We start from the raw sequence: 18,858 nt of genomic DNA on the forward strand, positions 1-18,858 counted from the left end.
CACCGCGCCGCAGAGTTGCCGGTCTGGCTGCACAGATACAATTGGCACCGTCCCCACGGGAGCCTAAAGTCCAAAACACCTATCAGTCGCCTCGCTCTAACCGAGGACAACCTGTTGAGGCTCCACACCTAGTGCGGCCGCTGAGCCGGCGGAGCAGCTTACCAACCTAATCGACGACCTTGATCCGCACCGGTGAGCCGTCGGGCAATTCGTTAATCTGGCGATGAACCTCGGCCATGCCGATGAACTGCTCGCTGACTGGAACTACGAACATGTTCTCGACGTCGAATTTGCCCTCGGCGAAGACTGGCAAGATGGTAAAGCCGTAGCATTCTCCCACCTTAGGCTTCTTGCCCGCGGCATGAAGGCGTCCCACAAGCGGTGGCAGGAACCACTCGTCAACGAGATCATGAGAGATTCGGATCATCTCATCAAAAAGTGTCCGATTGCGAGCCACCCGCTCGACCAAACCGGTTCCGGTGTCTAGCCAATGAACCTCATTGTTGGGTCGCTCGACAAACATGCCTCCCACCATTGAGCAGACAAGTGGGGTCCAAGGCTCTGGCAAAAGCCACGACCACGCTTTCGCTACCGTATGCGCGACATCTGGCTCAAATTGGAACGCGATGTCCTGCCAGATGACATCAGTCACCGATTACTCCGCCGCTTCGGCCCGCACGGGCAACCCCAGCCATTGCCTGCAATCCGCGAGGGCGCGCGACGTGATCGCGTGGCGCTTGGCAACGGTCTTGTCCTTGCCGCGCAGCCGCTTGCCGTCGGACTTCGGTGCCTCGACAGGCGGGAACAGCCCGAAATTGACGTTCATCGGCTGGAAGGAACGCTTGCCGGGCTCGTCGTCGGAGACGATGTGGCCGCCGGTAATGTGGTTGAGCAGCGCGCCGAAGGCGGTGGTGAGTGGCGGCGGCGCGGCCTGATGGCCGAGCCTTTCGGCAGCGGCGAAACGGCCGGCGAGCAGGCCGATCGCGGCGCTCTCGACATAGCCCTCGCAGCCGGTGATCTGGCCGGCAAAGCGCAGGCCCGGCCGTGACTTCAGCTGCAGCGAGGCATCGAGCAGCGTCGGCGAGTTGATGTAGGTGTTGCGGTGCAAGCCGCCGAGGCGGGCAAAGTCGGCGTTCTCCAAGCCCGGAATGGTGCGGAACACGCGCACCTGCTCGGCATGCTTCAGCTTGGTCTGGAAGCCGACCATATTGTAGAGCGTGCCCAGTGCATTGTCCTGGCGCAGCTGGACGACGGCGTACGCCTTCACCGATGGATTGTGGACGTTGGTCAGCCCCATCGGCTTCATCGGTCCGTGGCGCAGTGTCTCGACGCCACGCTCGGCCATCACCTCGATCGGCAGGCAACCGTCGAAATAGGGCGTGCCTTCCCATTCTTTGAACTCGGTCTTCTGGCCGTCGACCAGCGCCTGGACGAAGGCGAGATACTGGTCCTTGTCCATCGGGCAGTTGATGTAGTCCTTGCCGGTGCCGCCGGGGCCGACCTTGTCGTAGCGCGACTGGAACCAGCAGGTGTTCATGTCGATCGTGTCGAAATGCACGATCGGCGCGATCGCATCGAAGAAGGCGAGCGCATCGGCGCCGGTCGCCTGCGCGATCGACTGGGCAAGCGAAGGCGCGGTCAGCGGACCGGTGGCGATGATCGCCTCATCCCAGTCCGCCGGCGGCAGGCCCGGCACTTCCTCGCGCTCGATGGTGATCAGCGGGTGCGCCTCGATCTTTCGGGTCACCGCCTCGGAAAACCCGTCTCGGTCGACGGCCAGCGCGCCGCCGGCCGGCACCTGGTGCGCGTCGCCGGCGCTCATGATCAGCGAGCCGGCAAGCCGCATCTCGGCATGGAGCAGGCCGACCGCGTTGGTTTCGGCATCGTCGGAACGGAAGGAGTTGGAGCAGACGAGCTCGGCCAGGCCATCGGTCTTGTGCGCATCGGTGCCGCGGACGGGCCGCATCTCATGCAGCACGACCGGAACGCCGGCCTCAGCGATCTGCCAGGCGGCTTCGGAGCCGGCGAGGCCGCCGCCGATGACGTGAACGAGATTTTTGCTCATAGGCGCCGGAATAATCGCTTGTCGCCGCGATTGCAATTGGCGCGAAGGACTGGAAAGGGCCGATGGCGGGCCGAAGGGCGGCAAAGCCGGCCTCAGAAACACAACACCCGCCGGGGGAGGAGGTCCGGCGGGTGTCGTTTTGGGGGTCGATCCTCGGGAGGAGGTGAAGATCGACCGTATTCGTCATCGCCGGGGAGGAGGTCGGCTCTGACGAAATTCCTTTCGCCGTTTGAAAAGGGGCGAAACCTTTGGAAGACGAACCATGTTCGCTTCGAAAGACGAACTATGTTCGCTTCGAAGACGAACTGCGTTCGCTTCGGGAACAACGCCCGCCGGGGGAGGAGGTCCGGCGGGCGCCGTTTCAATGGTCAACCCTTGGGAGGAGGTAAGGGTTGGCCGTATCCGTCAGGGTCGGGGAGGAGGTCGACCCTGGCGAAATTCTTGTACTTAGACCGCCTTGCGGGCGACCATCTTGATCTCGTCACGGACGATGCCGAGATCATGGAGCTGGCGATTCGACAGACGACCCAGCTCGGTAACCGTCTCGCGATAAACGCGCCAGTTACGATAGTTGCGGATCAGGTTCATTGTCGTTCTCTTCTTCAAAACTGGTTCGGACCATTCGCGGTCCGAAGAGGATTAGACCGCCTTGCGAGCGACGTAGTGGATGTCGCTGCGGCTGATGCCGAGGTCGGTCAGTTCACGGTTCGACAGGCGGCTCAGCTCGGAGACGGTGTCCCGGTAGCGGCGCCAGTTGCGGTAGTTGCGGATCAGGTTCATGGTAGTGCTCGTTTCGTCTTTCGTTCGGATCATTCCGTTTGTGTACGAACAGAAAATAGGTGGGGTCATATCGATTTAAAAGTGCCATTGGCGCATGGCAGCAATGCAAATTGTGCAATGCAACATTAACGCGCGTTCACGGCTTCGACATAAAGAAACCCGAATCGGAAAATGCCGTAGCGTCAACGGTTTGACCGGGTGGCCTGAATAAAAGACCGAGGGCAGGGGGAAAAGAAAATGGCGAGCTATGCTTCGCGGGTCAGGTCAGACATCGCCCGATGGCGGCAGACCGGCCTGATCGACGCGCCGACGGCCGAGGCGCTGGTGCGCGATATCGAGGCCAACGAGCGCAAGTCGCTGAGCTTCGGGTCGATCCTGGCGATGATGGCGGCGCTGCTGTTCGGCGCCGCGATCCTGATCTTCGTCGCAGCCAACTGGGAAGCCATTCCGCGCCTGGTCCGCGTCGCGGCGCTGTTCACCGCCATCCTGGCTGGTTATGTCGGCGGCGCGGTGCTGAAGACACGCGACCACGCGGCCATAGGCGAGGCGCTGTGGATCGTGGCGGCGGCGGCCTTCGGCGGATCGATCGCGCTGATCGGCCAGATGTATCATCTGACCGGCGACGAGGCCTCGGCGCTGCTCACGTGGGGCGCCGGCACGGCGCTGGCAGCGGTCGCGCTACGCTCGAACCCGCTCACTGTCGTTTCCGTCGGCATCGCCGACGCCTGGCTGCTCCTCAAATGGGGCGGCTTTTTCCGGCGCTCGGAATTTCCCCATCTCTTCCCGGCCATTGTGCTGGTGCTGTTCGCGATTTCGTTCTGGACCCGCAGCCAGGCGGCGCGGCACCTGATCATCCTGTCGGTCCTGTTCTATCTCGTGCTGCTGTCGATGGATCACAACACGCTGCAGGTGTCGGTTCCGCTGGCGCTCGTTTCGGCGCTGCTTTTTGCAGCCGCGGTCTTCGCCGCCGAGCCGATCGACAGGATCGTGCAACTCGGCGGCCGTCTGCCCCTGCACGCGCTGATCGGTTTCCTCACCGGCATGGCGATGGTCCAGTTCGAACTGGCCGACGAGGCGAGCTACAATGGCGCCTTCGCCATTGCCTCGGCGGTGGCGCTCGCCGCCATCGTCGCTGCGATCATGCTGGGCGGCCGCGAGAGCAGGGGTCTGCGCTGGGTCGCCTATGCCGGCTTCGCCTTCGAGCTCGCCATCATCTATGTGGTGATGCTGCAGTCGATGCTCGGCACCGCCGGCTTCTTCCTGGCCGCCGCGCTGCTGCTCGGCACAATGGCGCTGGTCATCATCCGCGTCGAAAAGCGCATGAACACGCCGCGCAGCGAAGGAGCCCTTGCATGATGACCGGCAAAAGACTGATCATCTCGGCGCTGCTGCTGGCGCTCGTCCAGATCGGCTTCCTCGGCTGGATCATCGCCGGGCGGGCGGCGATCCTGCGCGACGGCAAGCAGGTGCTTTTGAAGGTCGAGCCAATCGATCCGCGCGACCTCTTGCGTGGCGACTATATTTTCCTGGGCTACGAGATATCGCGCATCCCGGTAAAGCTGATAGCCAACATCCCGGCCGACAAACTCGTGAGCGACGACACCTCGATCGTGGTCCGGCTGAAAAAGGGCGCAGACGGCTATTGGCAACCGACAACGGCCTGGTTTGGCGCCGCGCCAGCGCCGGCCGCCGCGGACGAAGCCGATATCGTCGGACATATCAACGACGGTTGGGGCCTGCGCGAAGAGGGCGCATCGATCACTCCGGACTACGGCATCGAGCGCTTCTATCTGCCGGAAGGCGAGGGCATGGCGATCCAGAACGACATGCGGGTGCGGCCGTTCGCCGTCCGTGTCGCCATCGCCGGCGACGGCACCCCGCAGATCAAGGCGCTGATGGACGGCGACAAGACGCTGTTCGAGGAGCCGCTCTACTAGCTCCGCATTGCCACCCGGCGTGACCCTGATGATCCCCTCCGAACTGTGTGAAGCATGACGATTGAGCTGACGGCGCGGGGCGACATCAACCTCGATACTGTGTTTCGTGTCGCCTGGCGCAAGGAGGGGGTGCGGATCAGCGACAAGGCCTTGCAGCGGATCGCCGCGTGCCGCGCCTCGTTCCTGCGTCTTATCGAATCCGAGCCGCCACCGATCATCTACGGCGTCACCACCGCGATGGGCGAACTGGCGAGCCGGAAGCTCGAGCGTGACGAACGGGACCGTCACGCGCGCATCAAGGCGTTCGCGGCCGCGACTTCGTTTGGCGAGCCGCTGCCGGAGCGTGTGGTCAGGGCGATCGTTCTTGCCCGCCTCACCAATTTCATCGAGGGCAACGCCGCCACTTCGCCGCGCATCGCTGAAGCTGTCGCTGCCATGCTGGACGGCGGGCCGATGCCGATCGTGCCGTCGCAGGGCCAGGGGGGCGCCGGCGAGATCTTGGCTCTCTATCCGCTATTCGCCGCGCTTTCGACGCGCTTCGACCTGGAGGTCAAGGAGCGGGGATCGCTGATCAACGGCTCGCCCTGCGCGGCGGCGTTGGTCGCCGACGCCGCCCTCGCCGCGCGTCGCCGCATTCAAATGGCGCACAAGGTGTTCGCGCTGTCGATCGAGGCGTTTCGCGCTCCGCTCGAGCATTACGATGCCGCGCTCGACGGGCTTTGGGGCGACGAGCAGGAAGCGGCGGCGCTGCAAGGGCTGAGGGAGTATCTCGTCGGCGCCGGCGACGGGCGGCGCAACTATCAGGCGCCCGTCAGCTACCGCATCGTGCCGCGCGTGCTGGGACAGGCGCATCGCGCGCTGTCCGGCGCAGAACGGGCGGCGACCGTGTCGCTGGCGTCGATCTCGGACAATCCGGTCTACGTCCCGCCGGACGAGGCCCATCCGCTCGGGCGCTGCATCAGCACCGGCGGTTATCACAATGCGATGGCGACGCCGGCGCTCGACGATCTGGCGGCGATCTGGGCCGACATCTGCCTGCTCTGCGACCGCCATGCCTCAAAGCTGCTGAACGGCAAGGTCTCGCTGCTTCCCGATCTGCTGATGGCCGACCGGCATTGGGCCGACAGCGACGGCCACGGCAATGTCGGCTACGTGCCGATGGCGATCACCGGCTATCTGGAACAGGCGAAGCTTGCGGCGCAACGCACCTTCATCCCGGGCACGGAATCTGCCGGCGCCGGCCAGGACGATGTCGCGACGACGGCGTTCCTCGCCTGGACGAAAGAGGCGATCGCCGGCCGCTGCCTGGACGCGGCGATGGCGATGCTGGCGATGATCGCCTCGCAGGCGCTTTACGTCACCGGGCGCGAGGCGCCGCCGGCGCTTCGGCCCTTCGTTGCCGACATCAGGGCCATCGTGCCGCCGGTCAGTGATGACCGCGTGCTGGGGCCGGAACTGGCGAGATTGAGCGAATGGTTTACCGGCAAGGTCTTCGAGGCATAGCCGCGGCGCCTCGGTCTGTCAGCCGAAGCGGATGGTGCGGGTAGAGGGACTCGAACCCCCACGATTGCTCGCCAGAACCTAAATCTGGTGCGTCTACCAGTTCCGCCATACCCGCGCCGCCCGGCAATCCCATGTAGCCATCATTCTGTCAATGTCGCAGCCCAAATGGCTGTCATTCGCCACAATGCGAAGATGGTTGAAAATTAGGCCGGCGTGTGACAAAAGGCGTGTCGAATGTGACGGGACGCGACGATCCGCTTCTGCAGAATGTGATAAGAAGTAGGAAAAACAAAGACTTATTCACATCTTGGAACGCAGTTTGGAAGGATTTGAGCCGCTTTAGCGGTCAAGCCGCCAGCTTCCGTACCAAAAGCCATTCCCGGCAAGATTATACCGGCAGGCTGTAAGCGGCATGAACCGCCTGGCAGCCTCATGGGTGAGAACAAAGGTTTTATGATGCAGGTCACCGAAACGCTCAATTCCGGTCTCAAGCGCGAGATCAAGATCACCGTGCCGGCCGGTGACATGGAAGCCAAGCTGATGGCGCGGCTGACGGATGCCCGCAACAAGGTCCGTATCAACGGCTTCCGTCCCGGCAAGGTGCCGGTGCAGCACCTGCGCAAGGTCTACGGCAAGTCGTTCATGGCCGAAGTGGTCAACGAGATCCTCAACGATTCGACCCGTTCGATCATTTCGGGGCGCGGCGAGAAGGCCGCCATGCAGCCTGAAGTGATCATGACCGAGGACGAGAAAGAGGCCGAGAAGATCCTGGCCGGCGGCGCCGATTTCGAGTTCCGCCTCAACTACGAGATCATCCCGGCGATCGAGATCAAGGACTTTTCCGACATCAAGGTGACGCGCCAGGTGTTCGACGTGCCGGACACGGAAATCGACGACCAGGTCAAGCGCATCGCCGAATCGGCCCGCAGCTATGAGCCGAAGACCGGCAAGGCCGCCGAGGGCGACCGCGTGACGATCGACTATGTCGGCAAGATCGGCGGCGAGGCTTTCTCGGGCGGCGCCGGCAACGACCAGCCGCTGGTGCTCGGCTCCAAGGAGTTCATCCCGGGCTTCGAGGACCAGCTGATCGGCGCCAAGGCCGGCGACGAAAAGCAGGTGACCGTCACCTTCCCGGAGAACTACCAGGCAGCGCATCTGGCCGGCAAGGAAGCCACCTTCGACGTCACCGTCAAGGAAGTGGCGAAGCCCGGCGAACTGGAGATCAACGACGAGACCGCCAAGAACCTTGGCCTGGAATCGCTGGAGCGCCTGCGCGAGATCGTGCGCGGCCAGATCGAGAACCAGTTCGGCTCGATGACGCGCCAGAAGGTCAAGCGCCAGCTGCTCGACCAGCTCGACGCGTCCTACGCGTTCGAGGCGCCCTCGAAGCTCGTCGAGGCCGAGTTCAACAACATCTGGAGCCAGGTCAATCGCGATCTGGAAGCCGCCGGCCGCACTTTCGCCGACGAGGAGACGACGGAGGAAGAGGCGCGCGCCGAATATATGCGCCTGGCCGAACGCCGCGTGCGCCTCGGTCTGGTGCTCGCCGAGATCGGCGAGAAGGCCGGCGTCACCGTTTCGGACGAGGAGCTGCAGCGCGGTCTGTTCGAGCAGGTTCGCCGCTTCCCGGCCAACCAGCAGCAGGAAGCTTTCGAATTCTACCGCAGCAATCCGGATGCGCTGAACACGCTGCGCGCGCCGATGTTCGAGGAGAAGGTGGTCGACCATCTGCTCGGCCAGATTTCGGTCACCGACGTCAAGGTCAGCAAGGAAGAGCTGATGGCCGACGACGAAGAGGGCGAGACCGCGACCAAGGCAAAGCCGGCGAAGAAGGCCGCGTCGAAGAAGGCAGAAGCCAAGGCAAGTGAAGCCAAGGCCGGCGACGACGCCGAAGAGCCCAAGAAGAAGGCCGCGCCGAAGAAGAAGGCGGCCAAGGACGCCGAATAAGCGGTGCACTTTGTTCAATCGTGAAAGGCCGCCCTCGGGCGGCCTTTTTCGTTGTGGCTGTCTCGTCGGTGTGCCGACCCGCTCTCAGCGCGCGCTCTAAACCTTCGCAATCTCTGGCTTTTTCTATCCGCCGGCTGGAATCCGTGGTATGTAGGTGCCGCAATTCCACTGCGGCAGTGCGGATATTCCGTACTTGCCATCTAGGGGCGCAAGCCGACGTGAGCGGCTGCGTAAATCGTCAAAGGCAAGGATGACGACCAGGGAGGAAGTGCCATATGCGCGCCATCGCATTTATTGCAGCCATGTCCGTAACAGCCTTCACCGCGCATCCCTCGCAGGCGCAGGACGCCGCGGCGGGTGAGAAGGTCTTCGTCAAATGCAAGGTCTGCCACATCGCGGACGAGGACAAGAACAAGATCGGCCCGTCATTGCATGGCGTCATTGGCCGCACGGCGGGCACGCACCCTGATTTCACCTACTCCCAGGCGATGATCGATGCCGGCAAGTCCGGCGTCAAATGGGACGAGCCGACTCTGACGACCTACCTTCACGATCCCAAGGCCATGGTCAAAGGGACCAAGATGGCGTTTGCCGGTCTCAAGAATGACCAGGACGTGGCCAACGTCATCGCTTATCTCAAGCAATTCTCGCAATAGTCATTCTCCTGCCTCCATCGGTGGTCGCCTGCAATGTCGACTAGGGAAAGTCGCCTCGAGGACACCGGCATTCGCCTCTCGGAAGCGACGGCCGCCGATTTCTTCGCACTGCTCAAGCCGCGCGTCATGGCGCTTGCCGTCTTCACCGCTTTCGTCGGCTTGATGACGGCGCCCGGCGCGATGAACCCGGTCATCGCGGTGATCGCGATAGCGGCGATCGCCATCGGGGCAGGGGCGGCGGGCGCGCTCAACATGTGGTACGACGCCGATATCGATGCACTGATGTCGCGCACCGCAAAGCGGCCGGTGCCGTCGGGCCGCGTCAGCCCTGGCGAGGCGCTCGGTTTCGGCCTGGTGCTTTCGGCGCTTTCGGTGATGACGCTCGGCGTGCTGGTCGGCTGGCTCGCCGCGTCGCTGCTTGCCTTCACCATCTTCTTCTACGTCGTCATCTACACCATGTGGCTGAAGCGCTCGACGCCGCAGAACATCGTCATAGGCGGCGCGGCGGGGGCGCTTCCGCCAGTCATCGGCTGGGCGGCGGCCACCGGCGCCGTCGGGATCGAAAGCTCCATCCTGTTCCTGATCATCTTCCTGTGGACGCCACCGCACTTCTGGGCGCTGGCCTTGTTCAAGGTCGGTGACTACGCCGCCGCCGGCATTCCGATGATGCCGAACGTGGCGGGCGAGGCGTCGACCCGCAGGCAGATCTTCGCCTATGCGCTCATCCTGGCGCCGATCGGCGTGCTGCCCTGGCCGTTCGGTTTCGCCAGCGGCTTCTACGGGGCAGTCGCAACCGCGTTGGGCATCGGCTTCATCTGGCATGCCTGGAAGGTGCTGGCCGCGCCCGACAAGGAGATGAGGCCGGCGAAGGCGCTGTTTGCCTTTTCGATCGCCTATCTCTTCGCGATCTTCGCCACGCTGCTCGCCGATACCATTGTCGCGCGCGCGGTCGGTTCATTCTGAACCGATGGCATGAGCCTCAGTCGCCGGAGGGGATGACTGCCGGCGACGTCACGCCGGCAGCGCGAAAAACCCCAGCAGCAGCAGAATGAGTATCCCGAGGCCGAGTATGAGAAGCGTCCGCGTGTCCATGACCTTCACCTTCGACCCGGCAGAGAATAGCGAAAAAGCTGTTTTTGAACCAGCTTATGGCTGACGACCGCGGGAACCCTAGCCGACAAAGGGCGACAAGTCCCGCGCAAGAGAGTATGGTGATTGCGGTGCAGGTCGCGGTTGGCGTGACCAATCACGCAGATCGATCGCACCATGAAACCGCGACCTTGCCGGACCTGATCTGGAGGAATGGTTCATGGCGAGCTTTCACGTGATTGCAGGTGCCAGCGAAACGCTGGAGCATACAAGAATTCGAAAAATCGGCGTTTCCGATCTTTTCGACGCTCTCAGACGCGGCGTCGACGATTTCATGGTCAAGCCCTCGCATATCGTGTTCCTCTGCCTGATCTATCCGCTGGTGGGCGTGGTTCTCGCCGCCTGGACGTCGGGCGCCAATGCGTTGCCGCTGCTGTTCCCGCTGGTCTCCGGCTTCGCGCTGCTCGGCCCGTTCGCGGCAATCGGCCTCTATGAGATCAGCCGCCGACGGGAGGCCGGTATCGATGCCTCCTGGAGCCATGCCTTCGAGGTCAAGAACTCTCCCGCCCTGCCGTCGATCGCCGCCGTCGGGATCATGCTGTTTGCGATCTTCATCGCCTGGCTTTTGACCGCCCAGGCATTCTACGTGCAGCTTTTCGGCCCGGCGCCGCCTGCATCGCTGTCCGGCTTCATCAATGAGATATTCGCCACCGGACGCGGCTGGACGCTGATCGTGCTTGGTCACGCCATCGGCTTCGTCTTTGCCGTGGTGGTGTTGTGCACCACAGTGGTCGCCTTCCCGCTGCTGCTCGACCGCGATGTCGGCGCCTACGAAGCCATCCACACCTCGGTGCGCGTGGTGATGGCGAACCCGGTCGTCATGGCGGTCTGGGGGCTGATCGTCGCCGTCGCGCTGATCATCGGCTCGATCCCGGTGTTCGCCGGGCTGGCGGTGGTGCTGCCGATCCTCGGCCATGCCACCTGGCATGTCTACCGCAAGGTGGTGGAACCGCCGCCTTCGGCCAAGCCGGCAGGTTGAGCTTTGGGGCCGCGCCGTTTCGGCGCGGCCCCGATCTCTCGGTAGTTCTCTCGATTTCTCAGTAGGCCGGATGGCTGAAGCGAGCCTGGCGCGCATCCGTGGTCAGGTTGCGAAAGTCCTTGCCGCTGACATGCACGAGCGTCCTGTGGTCGCCGCCCTCGAAATAGATGTCGTCGGCGGCGCCGAGGCTTTCGTCGAGGATCACCGGCACGTCATAGGCGGCGCCGATCGGCGGGACGGCGCCCACGTCGCAATCGCCGAAGAGCGAGACCACCTCGTCTTCGGAAGCGAGCCCGAGCCGCTTGTCCATGATGCTTTGCAAGGTGCCGAGCTCGATCCTGTGGGTGCTCGGGACCACGGCCAGCGCATAGCCGAGCTCATGGTGAACGACCACCGATTTGGCCATGATGCTGCCTGGCACATGGGCGGCTATGGCCGATTGCCGGCTGGTGGACGTGCGGTGATGCTCGACGGTGTCGTAGAAAACTCCCTTGCCATCGATGAAATGCTTGAGTTTGTTCGCGATCGTCATTTTGGCGCCTCTTGTCTTGAGTTGTGACGCATTGAAATGACGGCGGTCTCCCACCGTTTCCGATGCCGACAAAGATGGCTCAGCCATCCATTGTTTCAAGGCGAGGCGGCCGTCCAGCAACTCCGGCTGAGCGTCAGGGTCCGGCACCGAAAAACGTGATGCGGGTGAAAAGCGTGTAGTCGGACTCGAAGACCATCATCATCGTGAACACCAGCACCAATATCGGCGGCAGGATGATCGCATAGGCCAGCGCCAGCCTTTCCCAGGCCATGTGCATGAAGACAGCGACGATCAGTCCGGCCTTGAGCATCATGAAGATCAGGATCAACGACCATCTGAGATAGCCGTGCAGACCGAAATAGTCGACCAGGTAGGAGCAGGTGCTGAGGATGAACAGCCACACCCAGACCACCAGATAGAGCTTGATCGGATGTTCCTGATGCGCCTCGGCCACGGCGACCGTCGCAGTATCATGCGCGTGGTCGCCGTGCAGTGCGTGTTGCCCGAGGCCGTTTGCGGTTGCTTCAGCCATAGCTTCCTCTCACCAAAGCCTGCCTCTCACCAAAGATAGAAGAAGGCGAAAATGAAGACCCAGACCAGGTCGACGAAGTGCCAGTAGAGGCCCATGATCTCGACGTTCTCGTAGCGGCCCCTGCGGCTGGTGAAGAAGCCGGGCCGTCCGACATCGTAGTCGCCACGCCAGACCTTGCGCGCCACGATGATCAGGAAGATCACGCCGATGGTCACATGGGTGCCGTGGAAACCGGTGATCATGAAGAAGCACGAACCGAACTGCGCGGCGCCCCATGGGTTGCCCCAGGGCCGCACGCCTTCGGTGATCAGCTTGGTCCATTCGAAGGCCTGCATGCCGACGAAGGTCGCACCGAGCGCCGCGGTCAAAAGCATCAGGATCGCGGTCTTGCGGCGGTCGTGGCGGTAGCCGAAATTGACCGCCATGGCCATCGTGCCGCTGCTCGAGATCAGCACGAAGGTCATGATGGCGATCAGGATCAGGGGGATCTCCTGGCCGCCGATGCGCAGCGCAAAGACCTCGCTCGGGTTCGGCCACGGCACGCGCGTCGATATGCGCGCGGTCATGTAGGAGAGCAGGAAGCAGCCGAAGATGAAGGTGTCGCTGAGCAGGAAGATCCACATCATGGCCTTGCCCCAGGACACGTTCTTGAACGCGCGCTGGTCCGAGGCCCAGTCGGCGGCAATGCCTTTCAAGCCGGCCGGCCTTGGCGCCGTTTGGCCGCTATGCGTCAGAGTCGTCTCGGACATACCCTGCCTCCTCAGGTCAGCAGCCCACGGCAAATGTCGATGAATGTGGCGGCCCAGCCGGCCAGAAGGGCGAAGATGCAGAGCCAGACGAAAAGCAGGAAATGCCAGTACATGGCGCAGAGTTCGACGCCGAGGCGCAGCCGCTCAGGGCGTGCGCCGTTCCAGGCGCCGACGCTGGTCCTGCCGAGACCGATCAGGCCGCCCAGTATGTGCAGGCCATGCATTCCGGTGATCAGATAGAAGAAGCTGTTGGCCGGGTTGGCAGCGAGCAGGTAGCCGTCCTCGGTCAATTGCCGCCACGCCATTAACTGTCCGATCAGGAAGGCGAAAGAGGTGAAACCGGCCGTGGCAAGGCCGAGCCGGACATTGTCGATCTGGCCCTTGCGCGCGGCGACCACGGCGCATTGCAGCGCGATGCTGCTCAGCACGAGCACGCCGGTGTTCAGCCAGAGCAGGCGCGGCAAAGGCAGCGGCCGCCAGTCCGACAGGCCCATGCGCATGAAATAGGCGCTGGTGAACAGCGAGAACAGGCAGCCGACCACGGCGAGGAAGACACCGAGCCCGATCTTGGCGGTGGGCAAGGCCGACCGGTCGAGGCCGACGAAATCGCCGGCCAGGCCTTGCTCCAGCCACGGCTTGGCGGTCAGCCGCTGGTGCGAAAGCCACCAGCCGGCAAAGCCGGCGATCACAGCCAGGAAGACCAGGATGACGCTCATGCCGGCTCCTTGGAGAGGCCGAAATTGCCCGGCACGTTCTGCGGAATGAAGTCCTCCTTGGCACCCGGCACGCTGTAGTCATAAGCCCAGCGATAGACGATCGGCAGTTCCTTGCCGAAATTGCCGTGAGCCGGCGGCGTCTGCGGCGTCTGCCATTCGAGCGTCGTCGCCCGCCATGGGTTGCCGCCGGCCTCGCGGCCATGGCGGATGCTCCAGATCAGGTTGAACAGGAACACCATCTGGGCGAAGCCGACGATGAAGGCCATGATCGATATGAACGAATTCAGATGATGGGCCGACTCCGTCATGATCGTCATGTCGGTCAACTCCGCGTAGCGCCGCGGAATGCCGATCAGGCCGAGATAGTGCATGGGGAAGAAGATCAGATAGGCGCCAAGGAAGGTCACCCAGAAATGGAACCGGCCGAGCGTCTCGTCGAGCATGCGGCCGGTGACTTTCGGATACCAGTGGTAGATCGCGCCGAGGATTACCAGGATCGGGGCGACGCCCATGACCATGTGGAAATGGGCGACGACGAACATCGTGTCCGACAGCGGAACGTCGACGACGACGTTGCCGAGGAACAGGCCGGTCAGCCCGCCATTGACGAAGGTGACGATGAAGGCGAGCGCGAACAGCATCGGTATGGTGAGATGGATGTCGCCGCGCCACAGCGTCAGCACCCAGTTGTAGACCTTGATGGCGGTCGGAATGGCGATGATCAGCGTGGTGGTGGCGAAGAAGAAGCCGAAATAGGGGTGCATGCCGCTGACATACATGTGGTGCGCCCAGACCACGAAGCTCAGCGCGCCGATGCCGACAATGGCCCAGACCATCATGCGATAGCCGAAGATGTTCTTGCGCGCATGGGTGCTGATCAGGTCGGAGACGATGCCGAAGGCCGGCAGCGCGACGATGTAGACCTCGGGGTGGCCAAAGAACCAGAACAGATGCTGGAACAGGATCGGGCTGCCGCCATTGTGCTGCAGTTGTTCGCCCATCTCGACGATCGCCGGCATGAAGAAGGAGGTGCCGAGCACGCGGTCGAGCAGCATCATGACGCAGGCGACGAACAGCGCGGGAAAGGCGAGCAGCGCCATCACGGTGGCGGTGAAGATGCCCCAGACGGTGAGCGGCAGGCGCATCATCGTCATGCCGCGGGTGCGCGCCTGCAGCACCGTCACGACATAGTTCAGGCCGCCCATGGTGAAGCCGATGATGAACAGGATGAGGGAAGCGAGCATCAGGATGATGCCCCAGTCCTGGCCGCCGGGCGTGCCGGTCATGATGGCCTGCGGCGGGTAGAGCGTCCAGCCGGCGCCGGTCGGTCCGCCAGGCGCAAAGAAGCTCGACACCAGAACCAGCACGGCCAGCAGGTAGATCCAGTAGCTCAGCATGTTGACATAGGGAAAGACCATGTCGCGCGCGCCGACCATCAGCGGGATCAGGTAGTTGCCAAAGCCGCCGAGGAAGAGCGCAGTGAGCAGGTAGATCACCATGATCATGCCGTGCATGGTGATGAACTGGTAATAGGCCTCGGGGGTGATGAAGTCGAAGGTGCCGGGGAAGCCGAGCTGCAGCCGCATCAGCCAGGACAGGCTGAGCGCGACGAAGCCGATCGCCGTTGCCGTCGCCGAATACTGGATGGCGATGACCTTGGCGTCCTGCGAGAAGACGTATTTCGTCCACCAACTGTGCGGATGGTAGAGCTCCATTTCCGCGACTTCGGCGGGCGGGACGGCATCTGCAGGCGTGATATCGACCATGGCGGCACCTCCGTGCCCTGTTCAGCGAGCCTCGACAGTTTCGAGCTTTGCCGCAACGTTCAGACCAGACGCCGTCGCCTGGTCGGCCGAGCCCGTCTTCTGGGGCGCCGACAGTTGCGCGAAAGTCTGCTGCTGGCCCAGCCAGGCCAGATAGTCCTGTTCGGTGTCGACCATGACCACGCCGTGCATCAGCGGGTGGCCCTGGCCGCAGAGTTCCGCGCACAGGACCTGGAAGGTTCCGGTCCTGGTAGGCGTGAACCAGAAATAGGTGACCGAGCCCGGGATCATGTCCATCTTGGCGCGGAACTCCGGTATGTAGAAATCGTGCAGCACGTCGACCGAGCGCAGCACCATCTTGACCGGCTTGCCGATCGGCAGATGCAGATCGGCGGCCTCGACCACAACATCGTCCTGGCCGTTGGGATCGCCTGGGATGACGCCGAGCGGATTTTCAGCCGTGATGTCGCGGGTGTCCGAGGTGCCGAGCTTGCCGTCCTTGCCGGGCAAGCGGAAACTCCATTGCCATTGCTGGCCGATGACTTCGACCTCGGTCGCGTCGCTCGGGACATTGACGAAGCGGCTCCAGACGAACAGGCCGGGCACCAGAAGGGCGGTGACGCCGACCCCGGTGATGACCGTCAGCCACCATTCGAGGCGCTTGTTCTCCGGTTCATAGGCGGCGCGGCTGCCCTCCCGGTGACGGAAGCGGAACACGCAATAGGCCATGAAAAGCACCACGGCGGCGAAGACGACGCCGGTGATCCAGAAGGTTATGATGATGGTGTGGTCGATATAGTCCCAGTTCGAGGCAATCGGCGTCCACCACCATGGGCTCAGGAAGTGAAACAGCACCGAGCCCACAACAACCAAAACGAGTACAAGCGCAATGGCCATGTCCCGTCCTCCCGGCAATCGAGGGGGCGCGGAGCCGTCCCGGCGAGTGCCAAGATCATCATAGCGTGATTTGCGGTTGAAATTCCAGAGCCGACTATGGGTGGGATATATATGTGGACAAACTTGCGAGTCCCGCGGTCGCGGAGCCTCGATTTCAGCCCGGGCCGGAGCGCGCGATGATCCAGTCGGCCGCCGCCGCGAGATCGGCGACGGTTGCGGTCGGCGGCGGATCGAACCGCTTCTCGTCGCCGCGGCGATATTTGCCGGTGCGCACCAGCAGGGCACCCGAAAGTCCGGCGCGGAGCGCGCCGGCTATGTCGGCCTCGGCGTCGTCGCCGACCATGATCGCCTGTTCCGGCGGGCAGTTCATCGAAGCCAGCGCCGAGAGAAAGAATGCCGGTGACGGCTTGCCGAGAACGGTGGCGCGTTTCAGCGAGGCAAATTCCAGCGCCGCCACGAACGGTCCCGCATCGAGGCTGAGCCCGCCATCGGCATCGCGAAATGTCCGGTTGGTGGCGAGAGCCAGCAGTTCGGCCCCCGCGGTCAATTCGCGGAAGGCGTCGTTCAGCACCGCATAGGTCAAGGTCTCGCCGGCATCGCCGATGATGACGGCGCGCTTGTCGCGACTTGGCAGTTCGTGAAAGTCCGGCTCGAGACCGGGGTGGACCAGCAGATACGGCGCGCGGCCGTTGCGAAGCAGCCATTCCCGCGCCGCCTGCGCCGGCGTGAAGACGTCCGCCTTGGCCGCGATCAGGCCAATCGCCGCGAGATGGTCGAGAACCCGTTGCTTCGACGAGCGCGTGGTGTTGCTGACGAAGCGTATGGAAAGGCCAGCCCGGCGCAATCGAGCGACAGCGTCGACGCCGCCCGGTATGGCGGTCCCGCCATCATAGATGACGCCTGCAAGGTCCAACAGCACGCCCCTTGTCATCACCCCAGCATGACGAGGAGTCCGCTATGCGTCAAATGCGAAAGGAACGAGGTTGCGGCGAAGAGCTGTCCTGCTACTTGTGCCTTCGTCGAGCCATGTCGCCGGCGCGGGGCGGAGATCGACACCGAGCTCAGATCAGCAGCAACCCCTTCATACTCGCATTGCCTTTCCTGCCGATGATGAGGTGGTCGTGGACGGCGATGCCGAGCGGCTTTGCGGTGTCGATGATCTGCTTGGTCATCTCGATGTCCGCGCGCGACGGCGTCGGATCGCCGGAGGGGTGGTTGTGGACCAGGATGATGGCGCTGGCCGAAAGCTCCAGCGCGCGCTTGACAATGATTGTGGCGGTATTGACTACCCAGAGGGCTGGCTTCAAGGTTTGGGATTGGGACCAAAGCCGTGGGATGGGTGGAAGCAATGAATACCCCCGATCAAGGCACTGAGCTATTTAGGCCCTTAATGAGCCATCTGGATACTCTAGCCTCCAGAAATGAAATGGCGCTCGATCGAAGATATCTCTCCAGCGCGATTAATGGTCTGATAGAGCTTTATAGTTATAGTGCCGCCAGGACTCGCAAAGGTCTCCCTAGATCTTCTATTGAAGATGATGATTTATACGAGCTTCTGGGGGTGTACGCGACTTGTATGAAATCTATATACAGAGAAGATTTTCCTTCCGATCATCTAACTATGCACCCATTGGTGATAATATATGAAATTATTAATGGCATGATTTTATCGCAAGATAGATCTAGTGGTACCTAAAATATTTATGCATCTCGCCGTCGAGTGACCGTGATTCGCAATGGTGAGCGGTCCTCTCGTAGCATGCTTGACAAATTCAAAATCCTTCAGCTGATTTCGGGCGCAGTGTTTCGGGGGGGCGCCAATAGGCTTGTACGCGCGCGCTGATGCCGGCCTCCAGCCTTAAATCAACAGCAGCCCCTTCATGCTCGCGTTGCCGTTCCTGCCGATGATGAGGTGGTCGTGGACGGCGATGCCGAGCGGTTTGGCGGTGTCGATGATCTGCTTGGTCATCTCGATGTCCGCGCGCGACGGCGTCGGATCTCCGGAGGGGTGGTTATGAACCAGGATGATGGCGCTGGCCGAGAGTTCCAGCGCGCGCTTGACCACCTCGCGCGGATAGACCGGCGTGTGGTCGACGGTGCCGACCTGCTGCACCTCGTCGGCAATCAGCCCGTTCTTCTTGTCGAGGAAGAGCACGCGGAACTGCTCGCGGTTCTCGAAGGCCATGACTGACCGGCAATAGTCGAGAAGCTGCGTCCAGTTCGCGACGATTTCGCGGCCGCGCACCTCGCCGCGCGCCATGCGCTGCGCCGCCGCGGCGATCACCTTCAGGTCGACCGCCACCGAAGGGCCGATGCCCTTGACTTCCTGCAGCAGCGCAACCGGCGCGCCGAGCACTTCGGCGAAGGTGCCGAAGCGGGCCAGCAAGGCCTTGGCGATCGGCTTGGTGTCGACGCGCGGGATCAGCCGGAAGAGCAGCAGTTCGAGAAGCTCGTAGTCGGGGAGGGCGTCGGGGCCGGCGGCCGTGAAACGCTCGCGCAAACGGTCGCGATGGCCATGATAGTGCGGCTGTTCTGGTGTCGCCTTCTTTTCGGCCGCCGCTTTGCCGGCCGGCGGTTCGATCCACCGCTCGGAGAAAAATCCCCGCTCGTCGTCGCCGGTTTTTCCCATGAACCCGCCCCCCGAAGGCATTGA

Annotated in this window: 19 protein-coding genes, 1 tRNA gene and 2 pseudogenes; 8 read left to right on the forward strand and 14 right to left on the reverse strand. The window is 62.8% G+C overall.

Features of this window, described 5'->3' with window-relative positions; all coding sequences use genetic code 11:
- Window positions 1-132 (forward strand): annotated as a pseudogene (locus tag EN786_RS24020) (IS481 family transposase); the annotation flags it as partial.
- Between the two features lie 34 nt (window positions 133-166).
- Here the strand turns inward: EN786_RS24020 and EN786_RS24025 are convergent.
- The 4 genes from EN786_RS24025 to EN786_RS24040 form a co-directional block, all read right to left on the reverse strand.
- Window positions 167-652 carry a T6SS immunity protein Tdi1 domain-containing protein gene (locus EN786_RS24025; protein ID WP_127309819.1) on the reverse strand — a complete coding sequence of 162 codons (486 nt, stop codon included), beginning with the start codon at window positions 650-652 and terminating at the stop codon, window positions 167-169.
- A 3-nt stretch (window positions 653-655) separates the two neighbouring features.
- Complete coding sequence (gene trmFO / locus EN786_RS24030; RefSeq protein WP_127309820.1) at window positions 656-2,065, reverse strand: methylenetetrahydrofolate--tRNA-(uracil(54)-C(5))-methyltransferase (FADH(2)-oxidizing) TrmFO; 1,410 nt, start codon at window positions 2,063-2,065, stop codon at window positions 656-658.
- Between the two features lie 447 nt (window positions 2,066-2,512).
- Window positions 2,513-2,653, reverse strand: a complete 141-nt coding sequence (locus EN786_RS24035) for a DUF1127 domain-containing protein (RefSeq protein ID WP_126054215.1) — start codon at window positions 2,651-2,653, stop codon at window positions 2,513-2,515.
- Window positions 2,654-2,704: 51 nt separating this feature from the next.
- Window positions 2,705-2,845 (reverse strand): DUF1127 domain-containing protein, encoded by a 141-nt coding sequence (locus EN786_RS24040; RefSeq protein WP_006335194.1) that lies wholly within the window; start codon window positions 2,843-2,845, stop codon window positions 2,705-2,707.
- 237 nt (window positions 2,846-3,082) lie between these two features.
- Here EN786_RS24040 and EN786_RS24045 point away from each other — a divergent pair, with 237 nt between their 5' ends.
- Genes EN786_RS24045 through EN786_RS24055 form a run of 3 tightly spaced genes read left to right on the forward strand, consistent with a single transcriptional unit; the run spans window position 3,083 to window position 6,285 of the window.
- On the forward strand, window positions 3,083-4,201 hold the full coding sequence (locus EN786_RS24045; RefSeq protein WP_127284354.1) for a DUF2157 domain-containing protein: 1,119 nt from the start codon (window positions 3,083-3,085) through the stop codon (window positions 4,199-4,201).
- Complete coding sequence (locus EN786_RS24050; protein ID WP_127309821.1) at window positions 4,198-4,782, forward strand: GDYXXLXY domain-containing protein; 585 nt, start codon at window positions 4,198-4,200, stop codon at window positions 4,780-4,782. Before EN786_RS24045 ends, EN786_RS24050 begins: the two co-directional genes overlap by 4 nt.
- A gap of 54 nt (window positions 4,783-4,836) precedes the next feature.
- Window positions 4,837-6,285: an aromatic amino acid lyase gene (locus EN786_RS24055; RefSeq protein WP_127284352.1), complete on the forward strand. Its 1,449-nt coding sequence runs from the start codon at window positions 4,837-4,839 to the stop codon at window positions 6,283-6,285.
- 32 nt (window positions 6,286-6,317) lie between these two features.
- Here EN786_RS24055 and EN786_RS24060 read toward each other — a convergent pair.
- Window positions 6,318-6,400: transfer RNA gene (locus EN786_RS24060), tRNA-Leu, on the reverse strand.
- Between the two features lie 341 nt (window positions 6,401-6,741).
- On the opposite strand from EN786_RS24060, the gene tig reads away from it, so the two are divergent.
- From tig to EN786_RS24080, 4 genes are all read left to right on the forward strand, one after another.
- On the forward strand, window positions 6,742-8,232 hold the full coding sequence (gene tig, locus EN786_RS24065) for a trigger factor (protein WP_127284359.1): 1,491 nt from the start codon (window positions 6,742-6,744) through the stop codon (window positions 8,230-8,232).
- 275 nt (window positions 8,233-8,507) lie between these two features.
- Entirely contained in the window at window positions 8,508-8,888 is a 381-nt protein-coding gene (locus tag EN786_RS24070; RefSeq protein WP_127284351.1) for a cytochrome c family protein, read from the forward strand.
- 33 nt (window positions 8,889-8,921) lie between these two features.
- The gene (locus tag EN786_RS24075) at window positions 8,922-9,851 is read left to right on the forward strand and encodes a heme o synthase (protein ID WP_127284350.1); all 930 of its coding nucleotides are present in this window, start codon (window positions 8,922-8,924) and stop codon (window positions 9,849-9,851) included.
- Between the two features lie 346 nt (window positions 9,852-10,197).
- Window positions 10,198-11,016 carry a DUF2189 domain-containing protein gene (locus EN786_RS24080; protein ID WP_127284349.1) on the forward strand — a complete coding sequence of 273 codons (819 nt, stop codon included), beginning with the start codon at window positions 10,198-10,200 and terminating at the stop codon, window positions 11,014-11,016.
- 58 nt (window positions 11,017-11,074) lie between these two features.
- On the opposite strand, the gene EN786_RS24085 is transcribed toward EN786_RS24080, so the two are convergent.
- The 9 genes and pseudogenes from EN786_RS24085 to radC all read right to left on the reverse strand — a co-directional run bounded on the left by EN786_RS24085 (window position 11,075) and on the right by radC (window position 18,834).
- Window positions 11,075-11,548: an aminoacyl-tRNA deacylase gene (locus EN786_RS24085; protein ID WP_127284348.1), complete on the reverse strand. Its 474-nt coding sequence runs from the start codon at window positions 11,546-11,548 to the stop codon at window positions 11,075-11,077.
- Between the two features lie 133 nt (window positions 11,549-11,681).
- On the reverse strand, window positions 11,682-12,080 hold the full coding sequence (locus EN786_RS24090) for a cytochrome C oxidase subunit IV family protein (RefSeq protein WP_127284347.1): 399 nt from the start codon (window positions 12,078-12,080) through the stop codon (window positions 11,682-11,684).
- 26 nt (window positions 12,081-12,106) lie between these two features.
- Complete coding sequence (locus tag EN786_RS24095) at window positions 12,107-12,829, reverse strand: heme-copper oxidase subunit III family protein (protein WP_127284346.1); 723 nt, start codon at window positions 12,827-12,829, stop codon at window positions 12,107-12,109.
- A gap of 11 nt (window positions 12,830-12,840) precedes the next feature.
- The gene (locus EN786_RS24100; protein WP_127284345.1) at window positions 12,841-13,545 is read right to left on the reverse strand and encodes a cytochrome c oxidase subunit 3; all 705 of its coding nucleotides are present in this window, start codon (window positions 13,543-13,545) and stop codon (window positions 12,841-12,843) included.
- Complete coding sequence (locus tag EN786_RS24105) at window positions 13,542-15,311, reverse strand: cytochrome c oxidase subunit I (RefSeq protein WP_127284344.1); 1,770 nt, start codon at window positions 15,309-15,311, stop codon at window positions 13,542-13,544. The genes EN786_RS24100 and EN786_RS24105 overlap by 4 nt, the downstream gene beginning before the upstream one ends.
- A gap of 21 nt (window positions 15,312-15,332) precedes the next feature.
- Window positions 15,333-16,205: a cytochrome c oxidase subunit II gene (locus EN786_RS24110; RefSeq protein WP_127284343.1), complete on the reverse strand. Its 873-nt coding sequence runs from the start codon at window positions 16,203-16,205 to the stop codon at window positions 15,333-15,335.
- A gap of 154 nt (window positions 16,206-16,359) precedes the next feature.
- Complete coding sequence (locus EN786_RS24115; RefSeq protein WP_348630777.1) at window positions 16,360-17,124, reverse strand: TIGR01458 family HAD-type hydrolase; 765 nt, start codon at window positions 17,122-17,124, stop codon at window positions 16,360-16,362.
- A 142-nt stretch (window positions 17,125-17,266) separates the two neighbouring features.
- Window positions 17,267-17,473: pseudogene (locus EN786_RS24120) on the reverse strand (JAB domain-containing protein); the annotation flags it as partial.
- 590 nt (window positions 17,474-18,063) lie between these two features.
- Entirely contained in the window at window positions 18,064-18,834 is a 771-nt protein-coding gene (radC, locus tag EN786_RS24125; protein ID WP_127285548.1) for a DNA repair protein RadC, read from the reverse strand.
- Between the last annotated feature and the right edge of the window lie 24 nt (window positions 18,835-18,858).

The organism is Mesorhizobium sp. M4B.F.Ca.ET.143.01.1.1 (assembly GCF_004792275.1).
GTDB classification, from domain to species: domain Bacteria; phylum Pseudomonadota; class Alphaproteobacteria; order Rhizobiales; family Rhizobiaceae; genus Mesorhizobium; species Mesorhizobium abyssinicae.